Genomic DNA, 13,942 nt, shown 5'->3' with positions numbered 1-13,942 from the left:
TAGTAGGCAAGGAAAGGTGCACTAATCCGCTCTCAGGGCGAACACGGGAATAAGTAGCTATTTAGCGCAAAACGCCCAGTGGGGCCGGCGAATCTCCCAGTGCTTTGGCTAAGTTGCGCGCGCTTGGCAAAACCTTAGTGACGGTCTGCCAAAAAGCTGGTGAGTGATCGGCATGGACCAAGTGCGAAAGCTCATGAACGATGACATACTCAGCGAAACGGGATTCTCGCCTTGCTAGTTCCAGATTAAAGTTGAGGGCACCAGTAGTTTTTTGTGCTGAACCCCAACGAGAACGCATCCGTTTATAGCGAATCGATTTTGCTTCCACCCCAAGTTGTTGTGCATAGTAAGGCAATAAGAGGTCTACCAACGTAGCTAGTTCTTGGCGATAGAAGCGTAAGAGAGCTCGCTGTGCTTGCTCGGGGTCTGCCCCAGGTGTTTTTGGCCCAGCATAGACCAACTGTCCACTGTGCCAAAAGACTTTAGGACGGCCGGCAAGCTCATAACGAGTTTGGTAACTACGGCCAAAAACGGTCAAATTTTCATGCCAAGCATAGTCGGGTGGAAAACGCTGGTCAGTTTTTATGCGCGATTGGGCTTGGTCAATCCAGTCACGTTGCGACTGGGCAAAACTGGTGGCGTAACGCCAAGAAACCCTCAAGGGCACCGAAAGATAGGGCTGACCAGTGCGGGAGTCTAGACGCAAACGTAAGTGTTTGACCCGCTTCTTTTCTGCTATTACGAGGTGTGAACCAACTGCGATCTCACGACGAGACTCTTTTAGCATCAAGACTCCTTATCGCAGCTTCGGGTACCTCGGGCCGATATAACTATACCTAAGCGTTGAAAATGTGCGCCTACCTAGCTAAAAGTAAATGCGAGATTTGCGGGCAAATAACCTTGTGTGTTTATTTCGCTCGCCACTAGCACGAGTATTCTAAATCGACCGACTCGATTTGGCCTCTATTACCCCGAATTTTGGGTAACAAAAAACCGCCACCGAAGTGACGGTTAGTGTTTTGAAACCTCAGCGGGTTTCCTTGTGCGCGGTTGACTTGTTGCAACGCGGGCAGTACTTAGCTAGTTCCAAGCGATCCGGGGTGTTACGACGGTTCTTCTTGGTGATGTAGTTACGTTCTTTGCACTCAGAGCATGCCAGAGTGATCTTCGGGCGAACGTCAGAAGACTTGCTTGCCACGTTATTTCCTCACTTCTTGTATTACATAGCCGCTCCGGGCGGCGTGGACGATGTCTTGGTAGCGAGGGCGGGGCTCGAACCCGCGACCTCACGATTATGAGTCGTGCGCTCTGACCAGCTGAGCTACCCCGCCACTTGGCGGTACCGAGAATCGGTCACTACCAGAGCCCCGAAAGGGAATCGAACCCTTGACCTTCTCCTTACCATGGAGACGCTCTGCCTACTGAGCTATCGGGGCAACGCGGAAAACTTTACCGCTTTCGAACTAACTTTCGCAAGTTCAAAACCGTAAGATGTCTCACGTGCCAGCACTTTCATGCTGTACCTATTGCTAGGTTGTGGTGGGTGAGGGATTTGAACCCCCGAAGCTTGCGCGTCTGATTTACAGTCAGATCCCTTTGGCCGCTCGGGCAACCCACCGTGAACACATCTTCAACCATTTGGCTGAATCAGCATTGCCGGAATAGCATAACAAATCTTTTCCCCCTCGTGCCACCGCAAGCAATGCGCCTTCCCTCACACTTTTTGTTTAGACAAGGTAGAATCTTAGGTTGAAAGCGTAGAAAGGAAAGAAAATGGCCGATTCTTCATTCGATATTGTCAGCAAAGTTGACCGTCAGGAAGTCGACAACGCTGTCAACCAGGCTGCTAAGGAAGTTGCCCAGCGTTACGATTTCCGCGGAGTAGACGCCGAAATTACTTTTAAGGGCGATACCGTCACCATGCAAGCCAATACTCCCGAACGCGTGATGGCTATTGTTGATGTTTTGCGTTCGAAGCTAACCAAGCGTGGCGTTTCCCTCAAGGCACTTGATCTTGGCGACAAGGAACCTAAAGCCTCCGGTAAAATTTACGTGTTGGCCGGTGCGCTACGCGAAGGCCTTAGCCAGGAAATCGCTAAGAAGATCACCAAGATTATTCGCGACGAAGGCCCCAAGGGCGTCAAGGCACAAATCCAAGGTGATGAAGTACGTTGCTCCTCGAAGTCTCGTGACGATCTGCAAACTGTCATCGCCCTACTAAAAGGCAAAGATCTCGACGCGGCTCTCCAATTCGTCAACTACCGCTGAGTTTACGCCTCTGCTTTTAACTAGGAAACAAGGTAGTTTTAGCCTTTACCTTCCCGCACGTTAGGTAAACGTTTGGCGCCCTCGAAATATTTTTCGAGGGCGCCAAACTATATATTTTTCAGGCTTGTTGCTCGCTTCAGTGTTGGTCTTGGGACTAGTTCAACACCTAGGCACTAGGCTCAGGGCTTTGCGCGAAACCAACCCCTAGATAACTGCTGACCACTTAGTAACCGGCCATCTGCTCCAAACGAGCAATTCGCTTATCCATTGGTGGGTGGGTGGCAAATAGATTGCGCAAGTTGCCAAACGGGTTGGCAATCATCATGTGAGAAACCAGTTCAGTATTCCCCTGCGGAGCCATTGGATCAGCTGCCACCCCAGTTTCAAGACGGCGCAAAGCCGAAGCCAACGCTAACGGATCTTCCGTCAGCTTAGCCCCGTCCTCGTCAGCGTCATATTCACGGGTACGCGAGACCGCCATCTGAATAACAGCTGCGGCCATCGGGGCAGCAATCGCAAAAAGAATCGAACCTATAGCAGAACCGCCCTGACCTTCTTGTCGTCCTCGGCCCCCGTAAAGACCCGAGAACATGAACATGCGAGCCACCGAAGTAATTACACCAGCGATGGCCCCAGAGACCGAAGACGTCAGAATATCGCGGTTGTACACGTGCATTAGTTCGTGGCCGAGGACGCCCCGCAGCTCACGCTCGTTGAGCAAAGCCAAAATGCCTTCAGTACAGCAAACCGCGGCATTGCGCGGATTACGACCGGTAGCGAAAGCATTGGGCGTAGTTTGTGGCGAAACATAAAGCGCCGGCATTGGCTGCCCCGCCTTCTGCGAAAGTTCGCGCACAATCCGATACATGGCAGGCGCTTCCTGTTCGGACACCGGGTAAGCGCGCATGGAACGCAAAGCAAGTTTTGCCGAGTTCCAGTACGAATAGAAACTAGATCCGAGGCCGAAGATGAGGAAGCCCCAGAACCACATACGGTTACCAGTTCCTGCGGCCACAGCCGAGCCTGCCAAACCGGCAAGGAAAATCATGGCCGCGATCAAAGCGGCAGTTTTAACACCATTAAAATGACTATGCATGCCACTACCCTACCGGTTTTTCTGCTCTAACTGCAGGAAATATCGACTAGGGCGTAAACCGCGGTAAAGCCCAGAGATGGACTGGCAAGCCCTACCTACGGCGTCCTCGAAGCTGCGAATCCAACATTTCATTCCTAGTGGGCACATGTACCAAAGGGAAAACACTCAAAGCCGAAAGGGCCGCCGCGTAGCTCTGGGAAGAAAATGGTGCCCGCGGTAGGTTGGCTACTTCAGGAGGCAACTCCCCGATGCGTTTCGCCGCCAAATCGAATTGGGCGCGGAACGAGGTCGCAGAAGCAGGATGCAAGTCTCTTCCCGAGAACCAGCCACGATATCGCGGCATCAACTCGGGCAAGCTCGCAGGCAAAGTAGGACGATTCCAACTCCAGATACTGCGCGCAATGCTAGAAAGTACCGGCGTGTACTTCCAAAGTAGCCGTTCCACAATCAAGGCCGCGAAGTATCGCAACATTTGTGGCGAATGGTCACGGGTAAAGCCCTGAGGCAAAAAGACCACCAAATGACCTTGGTAATAAGCCACCAGTGGATAGGGCAAGGCAAAGTTTTTGGGTAAGCGCCGCAGTTGCGGTTCTGCCAAGCCGGCAGCCGAAACAAGCGATGTCAGTTCGGCTAAAAAGTCCTGATCGGTCCCAGAACTAGCTTGCCATGGCTTGCTGCTCTCCCATAGTTGCCAAGCCTGTGGCCGGCTGGACGCCAAGGCCCAGCCAATCAGAGGAAGTAGCCAGATGACGGCGGCTATGGCCGCCAAAGTAAACTGCAACCAGAGCGGCGCATGGAACACTCGGCTACTACTGCCAGCTAGCATGCCCAACAGCAGAGCAAAGAGGACATGTCCTAGCACAAACCACAGAGTGGTTAAACGGTGCTTCGAGGCAGTAGATGACGAAGGCGTGCTTGCGGGCAACGCCCCATCAGCCGAAGGAGTGCTCATTCGCCATCGCTTCCAATCAAGTCGGCGGGGATTTCTTCCCCACGAGAGATGGCAGTCATGGCCTTGCGGGACACTACCTTAACGCGTTCGCGTCTACCGCGACCGCCAGGAACTTCCCCGAATTCTTCGCCCAACTTACGTTCATAGGCATCGAGAAGTTCCCAACCTTGCCAGGTGGTGTATGGTACGTGGCGAGATTCGAGCAACGCCACAATAGCTTCGTGGCCCACCTGATCGGTAGTGGCCTTGAGCTTGCCGGCATTTGCGTCCTCGACCAGCATGGAAATGGTTTCAGCGGCATCAGACTTGGTAGAACCGATCAAGCCGATCGGGCCACGGCGGATCCAACCGGTGGCATAGACGCCGTTGACGACCTCGCCCTCGTTATCGGTCACCCGACCTTGTACCGAAGGGATCACGCCACGTTTCTCGTCGAATGGGAGGCCTTTGACTGGCGAAGAGAAGTAGCCAATCGCGCGGTAAACGGCCTGCACTTCGGTTTCCACGAACTCGCCAGTGCCGGTCACGCCACCATTGCCATCAAGCTGGGTGCGTTCGGTCTTAAGCGCTCGCACGTTACCGTTTTCATCAGCCAAGATTTCAGCTGGGGAATGGAACATGTGAATGTGGATGCGACGCGAGGCGGTGTGTTCCTCTGGTGGCACCATGGCGTAGTTGGTCAGCGTCTTGACGACCATCTTGGTCTGGTTTGAAGCCTTAATAGCCTTCTGGGAACCCTCATCGTAGTCAAAGTCTTCTTCGTAAACGATCACGTCAACATCAGGTACTTCGCCTAGTTCACGAAGCTCTAGCGGGGTGAACTTAACCTGGGCAGGACCGCGACGACCGAACACGTGCACATCGGTGACGGGGTTCTTTTCGAGTTCGCGATAAACGTTTTCGGGTACTTCGGTGACCAGCATGTCTTCTGGATGCTTAGCGAGGACGCGCGCCACGTCTAGGGCCACGTTACCTACACCGAGGACGGCCACCGATTTGGCTTCGAGTGGCCAGTGGCGCGGGTAGTCTGGGTTGCCGTCGTACCAGTAAACGAAATCGGCAGCACCGTAGGACTGCGGTAGCTCCACCCCAGGAATGTTTAGTGGGGCGTCACGATCAGCACCAGTGGCGACCACGATCGCATCGTAGTGAGCCTGTAGGTCTTCAACGGTTAGGTCTTCGCCGATCTTGACGTTTGCTAGGAGGGTGATATCGCCGCGCTGCAAAATGCGGTAAAGCGCGGTGATGATCTGCTTAATGCGCGGGTGGTCTGGGGCAACCCCGTAGCGAACCAAACCGTAGGGGGCGGGAAGTTGTTCAAATAGGTCAATTTGAACTTCCAGATCGGACTTCGACAGGATATCTGCCGCGTAAATTCCGGCTGGGCCAGCACCAATAACAGCTACCGAAAGGGGTCGAGTAGACAAGGATACGCCTCCTATATATGCACTAAGGTCTGCCTTATTCTAGCGCAATCTAGGGTTCTTTGACAGGGCATTTAACTGTGAAAGAAAATAACTCCAGAGAAGTTTTCGGGGTTTTAGCCCATTTTCTTCTCTGGAGTTTTTCTTTATGAAGTTTGGTTGATGCTCAAATAGAGACTAGGCAACGCGATCAATCATGGAGTTGGCAAAGAGGACGAGGGCGTCCTTGGCTTCCCCATCAGGGACAGGTGCCAAAGCATCGATCGCTTTATCGACCCAATCGCGAGCAAGTTGACGAGTTTGTGCCATTACCGGGTGGTTGGTAATGGCCGATACCACCTGAGCTAGGTCTTCGTCTGCTGACAGGTCACCAGCTAGCGCATCGAGGATGCGAGCAACTTCAGCATCGCCCTTCCCTTCGGCAGCTTGACGACGCAGGAGAAGAACCGGGAGGGTGTCTACGCCCTCGCGCAAGTCCGTCCCTGGGGTCTTACCGGAAACTTCCGCAGATGAAACGAGGTCGAGGATGTCGTCAGCGATCTGGAAGGCGACGCCAACTCGATCGCCGTAAAGGGCCACGGCTTCGCGGACTTCATCGCTAGCACCCGAGTAGAGCGCCCCGAAGGAAGCTGCAGCTGCGACCAGCGAACCAGTTTTGTCAGCTAAAACTTGGAGGTAGAACTCAACTCGATCTTCGCCCCCTTGTGGGCCAAAGGTTTCATTGAGTTGACCCAAGCATAAACGTTCGAAGGTTTTGGCGTGGAAGTCAACGGCCTCGGCCCCCAATGCGGCTACTAGCCGAGAGGCGCGGGCAAAGAGAACATCGCCAGCCAAAATCGCCCGGTTGTTGTCCCACTCGATGTGTGCCGAGTTGACGCCTCGCCTAGAGGGAGCATCATCCATGACATCATCGTGGTACAAGGTAGCCAAGTGGGTTAGTTCCACTGCAGTGGCGGCCTGAACCAGCTTTTCTGGTTCTGGGTTTGGACCCAAGGTGCCGCAGAGGGCAACCAAAAGTGGGCGCATCCGCTTACCACCGGCTTTCGCTAGATGGGAGGTCAACGGATCGACCAAGTCACCTGAGCCTTGGACGGATTCGAGAAGAAGTTCTTCAACCTGCCCGAGTTGCTCCGACAATTCGGACTGCAACTCAGGCAGGTCTTTAGCTGAAAGGTTCAAACTCACGTTGCTAGTCTACCTGTTATGCCAGCAGATTGAAGAACAGGGTTGGTGCGAGTCCTAGCAATACCGTCATTAGCGTGGCTAGCACGATAGCTGCACCGGCAAAACCTTCAGAGGAAACCACGATGGTATCTTCCGCTGGCTCGGCTAGGTACATTTGACGGATGACTCGGAAGTAGAAGACTGCAGTAGCTGCCGAAGCGAGTACCGCAATCACGACGAGTACGGCTCCACCTTGGGCAAAGGCGCCCATAAACAACCAGAACTTACCAATGAAGCCGGCAGTCAATGGAATACCAGCGAAGGAGAGCAAGAATACGGTCATTGCTAGCGCAAGCAATGGGTTGGTCTTTGCAAGGCCAGCCCAGTTCGCCAAATCGCCGGCTTCACCCAAGGCCGCACCGGAAGCATCCTTCTTGCGGACCAAGCTGATCACGCCGAAGGCGCCAACTGTAGCGACGCCATAGGTCAGCAAGTAGAAGAGCACTGCTGGCCATGCATGGGTTAGTTCACCGTTAAGATCCATCAAAGCTAGCAACAAGAAGCCGGCGTGAGCTACCGAAGAGTAGGCCAAGAGGCGCTTGATGTTGGTTTGCCGTAGACCCATGACGGTGCCGACTACGATGGTTAGTGCCGCAATCACCCAAACGAAGATGCGGATGTATGGGAAGGTACCAGGCAACCCGGCACCGACCAGACGCATAAGTGCTAGGAAGGCAGCAACCTTGACACCGGCAGCCATGAAACCAGTGATGGGGCTTGGGGCGCCCTGGTAAACATCAGGAGTCCAGGCGTGGAATGGGACGGCCGCAACCTTAAAGAGGAGGCCGACCATTACCATGATGACGCCAACCATCCATAGGCCAACGGCGTTAAGACCGTGCTGGGCGATGAAAGGCTGTAGTTCTGGCGATGGCAATGTAGCTAGCGACATGGTGCCGGTAGCGCCGTAAAGGAAGGCGGAACCGAAGAGGAAGAAGCCGGAGGCGAAAGCACCCAAGAGGAAGTACTTGATACCGGCTTCCTGGCTGATCAGACGCTGGCGGCGTGCCGAGGCGCTCAAAATGTAGAGCGGCAACGACATAACTTCCAAGGCTACAAACATGGTTAGTAGCGAGGAGGCCTGGACGAATACCATCATGCCACCCAAGCTGAAGAGCATTAGGGGGAAGTATTCGGTGCGCTGGTAGTGGTTGCGGTCCGACAAGGCTTCTTCCGAAGAACCAGGACGATCAGCTGGCTGCGAGGCAAAGGCACCGTCACCAGCAGAGGTCAAGTCGGCTGCCACTAGGACAGCTAGGGCGCCAATGATCAGAAGGATGAACTGTGCTACCAATCCAGGTAGATCCCCTACCACGTCGGTGCCAGCCAAAAGCACCGGCTTGGCAACGATTCCAGCATTCGCGACTACCACAGCAGCAGCGAAAGCTAGGATGATCGCAACGAGCGAGGTGATTAGCTGGACGGTACGACGAAGCCCCCGAGGAATGAAAGCTTCGAAGAGCACCTGGAGTGCACCGGTGCCCAGCACGATGATGATCGGTGCTAGACCGACCCAGTTGATGGCGATTTCAGCTTGCTGGTTCACTTCGAGCTCACTTCCATTTCGGATAGGTATTTCGTGATCGAACTGCTGGCCACAGGACTTAGAGTGTTAATCATGGGTGCAGCCCAAACGCCAAGAATAACCATGGCGACGATCAGTGGGGCAATCACTGCCCGTTCACGCTTGTCCAAATCGGGAAGCTGGCGAGCTTTCTCGACTGGACCGGTAAAGATCTTCTGGTATGGCAAGAGGATGTAAACCGCGGCGAGGATGACGGAAAGGACCGAGACCCCAGCCAACCATGGTGAAACATCGTAGGTGCCTAGCAGAATCATGTATTCAGGAACGAAACCGCTCAAACCTGGCAAAGCCACGGAGGCCAAACCAGTGACTAAGAAGGTGCCAGCCAAAACTGGGGTAACTCGCTGAAGGCCACCGTAGGCAGCAATCTCAGCAGTTTCACCACGTTCGATTAGCGCCCCAGAGAGGAGGAACAAACCAGCAATGGTGACGCCGTGGGCCACCATGTAAACCATGGCACCAGTCAGGGCGTAGGCCGAACCAACGAAGATGGCCATCACCATGAAACCGAAGTGGGAAACCGAGGTGAAGGAAACCAATCGTAGCAGGTTCTTCTGGCCAAGTGCGGCGAAGGCACCGTAAAGAATCGAGATAGCTGCCAACACGAGAATGTAGGGAGCAGCTTGTTTCGCCTGCGGAGCGAAGACCTGCAAACCAACCACAATCATGCCGTAAGTACCGATCTTATCGAGGACGCCAACTAGCAGGGTTGAGGTGCTTGGACGGGCGGCCTCGGCGGTGTCAGCCAACCAGGTGTGGACTGGCACCATTGGGGCCTTAATCGCGAAGGCGAAGAAGAAGGCCAAGAAGACCAGTAGGTTGGCAGTTGGCGAGCCGAGGTCGAAACCTGCGGTGGCCAAACGCTCGTAGAGGAAGGTGTTTGGATCGAGCTGCGAAGCAACTGGGATGGCGATAACGCCCACCAACATGACCAAACCACCAACGAGGGAGTAAATCACGAACTTGAGGGCGGCAGCCTTGCGGTTCTCGGTGATGCCGTAGCGGCCAATCATCAAGTACAGCGGGATGAGCATGGCTTCGAAGGCTAGGTAGAACACGAAGAGGTCGCGCGCTGCGAAGATGAGGATCATGAAGAACTCGAGGCAGAGCACGAGCGCGAGGTAACCGGTCTGTTCTTCACGGTCGCGATCGGCTCGGTTTTCGGTGATCATCACGAGGACGGTCAAGGCCGAAGCGAGCAGCAGCATGACTAGCGAAAGGCCATTAACACCTAGTGCCCAGTGAACCCCAAACTGTGGGATCCATGAGTAGGTTTCAGTGAACTGGTAGGCGCTAGCTTTCGAGTAATCGAACATGCTGGCGAGCCCCACCAGTAGGGCAAGATCCACTACTGAGACAACCAGTGCGAAGGTGGTGCCGTTGCGGCGCAATGGTGGAACCACCCAAATCAGCACTGCAGCCAAAAGCGGCAAGCATACCGCGAGGCTCAGTAAGGGAAATGATGAGACGAGGATTTCCATTATCTTTCCTTCCCCCTTAGAGGGTTCCAAACAGTGCTACGCCCAAGAGGGCGACCACACCAACGAGGATGTATGCCGCGTAGCTGCGTACCTTACCGTTTTGGGTGGTAGCAGTAGCCTTACCGAGGGCGTCCACGCCGGAGCAAACTCCGCGGACGGCACCGTCAACAACTTGACGGTCAGCAACCTCGACAGCGCTAGCAAGCGTCATCGTTGGCTTAACGAATAGTGCTTCATTGACATCATCCTGGAACATGTCGTTACGGGCAGCGTGGGTGAGGAAGCTGCCAGCGGGAACGGCCTTGGATACAGGCTGAGCAATGTAGAGGCGGTAGGCCCAGAAGATACCGACAACAATCGATAGCAGGGTGAGTACCGTAATAGCCACAACTGGCATGACTGGTTCGCGGTGCTCGGCGTGACCAAGTACTGGTTCGAGCCAGTTAACAAAGCCATTGCCGATTGAAAGCACGCCACCGAGGCCGAGTGAGAAGACCGAAAGGATAATCATCGGCCAGGTCATGAGCGGACCAGATTCGTGTGGGTGTACCTCTGCCCCTTCAGCGGCGGTGGTCCAGCGGGCCTCACCGTGGAAGGTCATGAAGAAGAGTCGTGACATGTAGAAGGCGGTAATCCCGGCACCAATCAAGGCCACGAAACCGAGGACCCATGGCTGCCAGGGGCCAGCAGTGTCAGCGACGAAAGCGGCCTCGATAATCTTATCCTTGGACCAGAAACCACTGAATGGTGGGATACCGAGGATGGCGAGCCAGCCGATGCCGAAGGTAATCCAGGTGACCTTCATTGCGTTCTTGAGGGCACCGAAGCGGCGCATATTGGTCTGATCGCCCATCGCATGCATCACGGAGCCAGCGCCAAGGAACATCTGTGCCTTGAAGAAGCCGTGGGTGAGCAAGTGGAAGATGGCGAAGGCCCAGCCGATAGGACCAAGACCAGCACCAAGCATCATGTAACCGATTTGGGACATGGTCGACGCGGCAAGCACCTTCTTAATGTCATCCTTGGCGGTACCAACGATGGCTCCAAAGAGCAAGGTAATCGCACCGATGATGGCAACCACGGTGGTTGCGGTGGGGCTAACCACGTAGATCGCGCCAGAACGTACCATGAGGTAAACACCAGCGGTAACCATGGTAGCGGCGTGGATTAGGGCCGAAACTGGGGTCGGACCTGCCATCGCGTCACCTAGCCATGCCTGCAAGGGGAACTGTGCCGACTTACCACAGGCAGCTACTAGCAAGAAGAGACCAATCAGAGTGGCTTGTTCAGTGCTCAAGGTGTTGGCATTTGGAAGGACCTGAGAGTAGGCCAAGGAACCAAAGTAATGGAACATGGCCATCATGCCTAGGAGCAAACCAACGTCACCGACACGGTTCATCACGAAAGCCTTCTTTGCAGCCAATGCGTAGTCCGGAACTTGGTTCCAGAATCCGATGAGCAAGTAAGAAGCCAAACCTACGCCTTCCCAGCCGACGAAGAGGACGGCGTAGGAGTCACCCAAGACGAGGGTGAGCATAGCGGCGATGAACAGGTTCAGGTAAGCGAAGAAGCGACGACGGTCAGTATCGTGCTCCATGTAAGCTACCGCGTACACGTGGATGAGGAAACCAACGAAGGTAACCAGAGCAACGAAGGTTAGCGATAGTGGATCGAGGCGAAGACCAACCGAAATGGTGTGGTCACCTGCTGGGATCCATTCGAACAAGTGCTGTTCAGTGACTCGCTGGTCAACTGGCACGCTCATAGTGTGGAAGAGGATGACGAGTCCAAGCACCATGGAGAAACCAGTTGCTAGGACTGATACCCAGTGGCCCCACTTGTCTGAGCGACGCCCCATCAGGAGCAAGAAGACGAAGGAGCACAATGGCACCAAGATTAGGGCAGGTGCCCAAGCGGTGACACCGCTGGCGGCAGTGACTGCCACGAGTGGGTTTCCGCTAGCGGGAAGGATGAAATTCATTTTCGCCTGCCTTTCAGTTCTTCATCAAGTCGACGTCATCAACTGACGTGGTGGCGCGGGCACGGAAAATCGAAACGATAATAGCTAGACCAACTACTACTTCAGCAGCTGCTACCACCATCACGAAGAACGCAGTAACTTGTCCGTTGGCATCGCCGAACACGCGACCGAATACCACGAAGAGCAAGTTCGCTGAGCTAAGCATGATTTCCACACCCATCAGTGAAATTACTGCGGAACGACGGGTCAACACCGTGGCCCCACCGATGGCGAACAGGACGGTCGCCAAAAGAATGTACCAAATCGGGCTCATGCGTCTTTCTCCTCAGTTTCAGTAGCAACGCTCAGAGCCTTGCTGGCTCCGGGTTGCTTTAGTTCGGAAGGTGCCGAGCTACCTGGCATGCCCCAAGCACCCGAGCGGGTGACTTGAGCCGAGGTTTGTGGGCCATGGATACCTGCTGCGGGGTTGCCCATGCGGGTTTGCCATAGACGCTTAGCCAAGGTCGGGGAAATCTCACCAACGCTACGGTTGATTCCGCGAACGCGTAGCACGCGAGGTACAGATTCTTCGATTGGTTCGTGAGTTTCACCGGAAATTGCAGGCACGTCGAAAGCATTCGATTCGGCGTAGACACCCGGTGGTGGTAGCTGACCTGGGTGGCGGTTAGCGGCTGCGTAGGCAGCCATCTTGCTCTCAGCAACCTGTCGTTGAGAACGGACTGGGATGAGGCGGTCAGCGTGGGTTAGTAGTAGTGCGCCGAGGGCTGCAGTGATTAGCAGGATGGCGGAAAGCTCAACCGTGAATAGGTGGTTAGTAAACAGTGCCTTGGAAACGTTCTCCATGGTGGTGTATTCCCAATCAGCTGGACCAAAAGGAGCGGTTCCCAACTGACGCCATGCGGCAGTACCTAAGAAGACCACCAAGAGCAGCGATAACACGTAAGCACTGACGCGAGCGCCCTTAGAAGTGGAACGGTAGTAGTCAGTGGCACCGATACCGATCAACATGAGGACGAAGAGGAAGAGCATCATGACTGCGCCGGTGTAAACCACAACCTGAACGATACCCATGAACTGGGCACCATTGAGTAGGTAAGCGATGGCGAAGCCAATCATGACGCCAACCATGCAAATGGCGGCGTAGGCAGCCCGCTGGAAGCGAGCTACTCCGATGGCACATAGGATCATGAAGATCGCTAGGAACCAGAACTTAATGAACTCACCATTGCCGGCATCTGGCGCGCTGGGGCCAACGGCTCCGAGCAGAGTGGGTAGATGACTAGCAATCATCGTTGGGCCTCCTTAACTACAGTCGCAGTTTTAAGGGAGGGATCTTCTGGTCGATGTTCGGCTACCCAAGCAATCTGTGCTTCGGTTGGGCCGGTAACTTCTCCACGGTAGTAGTCACCATCAGTAGTTCCGGCAACCATGGGGTGTGGAGCAGCTAGCATGCCATCTTTCAGAGGAGCCAAAATCCGCGGCTTTTCGTAAATCATTTCTTCGCGGTCGAAGGATGCCATTTCGAAGTCGTTTGACATGGTCAAAGCACGAGTTGGGCAAGCTTCAATGCACATACCGCAGAAGATACAGCGTAGGTAGTTGATCTGGTAAACCTTGCCATAACGTTCACCTGGCGAGTATTGCGCTTCTGGGGTGTTAACTCCAGCTTCGACCAAGATGGCGTCAGCAGGGCAGGCCCATGCACAAAGTTCACAACCAATGCACTTTTCGAGGCCGTCAGGGTAACGGTTTAGCTGATGACGACCGTGGAAGCGAGGCGCAACTACTGGATCAACAAAGGGGTATTCTTCGGTGACGGTCTTTTCGAACATCGAGGTGATGGTGACACCGTAACCGGCAACTGGGGCAAAGAATTTGCCGAGGGCGCCCTTTTCATCCGGACGGAAGAAGGACGGATCGGGCATCTTGGA

13 protein-coding genes and 3 tRNA genes are annotated in these 13,942 nt (G+C 54.5%); 1 reads left to right on the top strand and 15 read right to left on the bottom strand.

Features of this window, described 5'->3' with window-relative positions:
• Window positions 1-61 precede the first annotated feature (61 nt).
• From BK816_RS01910 to BK816_RS01890, 5 genes are all read right to left on the bottom strand, one after another.
• Window positions 62-787, bottom strand: a complete 726-nt coding sequence (locus tag BK816_RS01910) for a M48 family metallopeptidase (RefSeq protein ID WP_071163666.1) — start codon at window positions 785-787, stop codon at window positions 62-64.
• A gap of 240 nt (window positions 788-1,027) precedes the next feature.
• Window positions 1,028-1,198 carry a 50S ribosomal protein L33 gene (rpmG, locus tag BK816_RS01905; protein WP_071163665.1) on the bottom strand — a complete coding sequence of 57 codons (171 nt, stop codon included), beginning with the start codon at window positions 1,196-1,198 and terminating at the stop codon, window positions 1,028-1,030.
• Window positions 1,199-1,254: 56 nt separating this feature from the next.
• Window positions 1,255-1,331: transfer RNA gene (locus tag BK816_RS01900), tRNA-Met, on the bottom strand.
• A gap of 32 nt (window positions 1,332-1,363) precedes the next feature.
• A tRNA-Thr gene (locus BK816_RS01895) sits at window positions 1,364-1,436 on the bottom strand.
• 101 nt (window positions 1,437-1,537) lie between these two features.
• Window positions 1,538-1,618, bottom strand: a tRNA-Tyr gene (locus tag BK816_RS01890).
• 155 nt (window positions 1,619-1,773) lie between these two features.
• Between BK816_RS01890 and BK816_RS01885 the strand changes: the two genes are divergently transcribed.
• Window positions 1,774-2,268, top strand: coding sequence for a YajQ family cyclic di-GMP-binding protein (locus BK816_RS01885; protein ID WP_071163664.1), 495 nt, complete (start codon window positions 1,774-1,776; stop codon window positions 2,266-2,268).
• Between the two features lie 223 nt (window positions 2,269-2,491).
• Here the strand turns inward: BK816_RS01885 and htpX are convergent, their stop codons facing one another.
• The 10 genes from htpX to nuoI form a co-directional block, all read right to left on the bottom strand.
• The gene (htpX, locus tag BK816_RS01880) at window positions 2,492-3,364 is read right to left on the bottom strand and encodes a zinc metalloprotease HtpX (RefSeq protein ID WP_071163663.1); all 873 of its coding nucleotides are present in this window, start codon (window positions 3,362-3,364) and stop codon (window positions 2,492-2,494) included.
• Between the two features lie 91 nt (window positions 3,365-3,455).
• The gene (locus BK816_RS01875) at window positions 3,456-4,316 is read right to left on the bottom strand and encodes a hypothetical protein (protein WP_071163662.1); all 861 of its coding nucleotides are present in this window, start codon (window positions 4,314-4,316) and stop codon (window positions 3,456-3,458) included.
• Window positions 4,313-5,743, bottom strand: coding sequence for an FAD-dependent oxidoreductase (locus BK816_RS01870; protein WP_071163661.1), 1,431 nt, complete (start codon window positions 5,741-5,743; stop codon window positions 4,313-4,315). The genes BK816_RS01875 and BK816_RS01870 overlap by 4 nt, the downstream gene beginning before the upstream one ends.
• Before the next feature lie 174 nt (window positions 5,744-5,917).
• Window positions 5,918-6,919: a polyprenyl synthetase family protein gene (locus BK816_RS01865; protein WP_071164884.1), complete on the bottom strand. Its 1,002-nt coding sequence runs from the start codon at window positions 6,917-6,919 to the stop codon at window positions 5,918-5,920.
• 22 nt (window positions 6,920-6,941) lie between these two features.
• A complete protein-coding gene (gene nuoN / locus BK816_RS01860; RefSeq protein WP_071163660.1) occupies window positions 6,942-8,510 on the bottom strand; it encodes an NADH-quinone oxidoreductase subunit NuoN in 1,569 nt (522 codons plus the stop codon).
• Window positions 8,507-10,030 (bottom strand): complex I subunit 4 family protein, encoded by a 1,524-nt coding sequence (locus BK816_RS01855; RefSeq protein WP_071163659.1) that lies wholly within the window; start codon window positions 10,028-10,030, stop codon window positions 8,507-8,509. Before BK816_RS01855 ends, nuoN begins: the two co-directional genes overlap by 4 nt.
• Before the next feature lie 16 nt (window positions 10,031-10,046).
• Entirely contained in the window at window positions 10,047-12,011 is a 1,965-nt protein-coding gene (gene nuoL / locus BK816_RS01850; protein WP_071163658.1) for an NADH-quinone oxidoreductase subunit L, read from the bottom strand.
• A gap of 13 nt (window positions 12,012-12,024) precedes the next feature.
• A complete protein-coding gene (gene nuoK / locus BK816_RS01845; protein WP_071163657.1) occupies window positions 12,025-12,324 on the bottom strand; it encodes an NADH-quinone oxidoreductase subunit NuoK in 300 nt (99 codons plus the stop codon).
• The gene (locus BK816_RS01840) at window positions 12,321-13,301 is read right to left on the bottom strand and encodes an NADH-quinone oxidoreductase subunit J (RefSeq protein WP_071163656.1); all 981 of its coding nucleotides are present in this window, start codon (window positions 13,299-13,301) and stop codon (window positions 12,321-12,323) included. Before BK816_RS01840 ends, nuoK begins: the two co-directional genes overlap by 4 nt.
• Window positions 13,298-13,936 carry an NADH-quinone oxidoreductase subunit NuoI gene (nuoI, locus tag BK816_RS01835; protein ID WP_071164883.1) on the bottom strand — a complete coding sequence of 213 codons (639 nt, stop codon included), beginning with the start codon at window positions 13,934-13,936 and terminating at the stop codon, window positions 13,298-13,300. Before nuoI ends, BK816_RS01840 begins: the two co-directional genes overlap by 4 nt.
• Between the last annotated feature and the right edge of the window lie 6 nt (window positions 13,937-13,942).

Source organism: Boudabousia tangfeifanii (assembly GCF_001856685.1).
GTDB classification, from domain to species: domain Bacteria; phylum Actinomycetota; class Actinomycetes; order Actinomycetales; family Actinomycetaceae; genus Boudabousia; species Boudabousia tangfeifanii.
The sequence above is the reverse complement of the archived record's forward strand: the minus strand, read 5'-3'. Positions and strand labels throughout refer to the sequence as shown.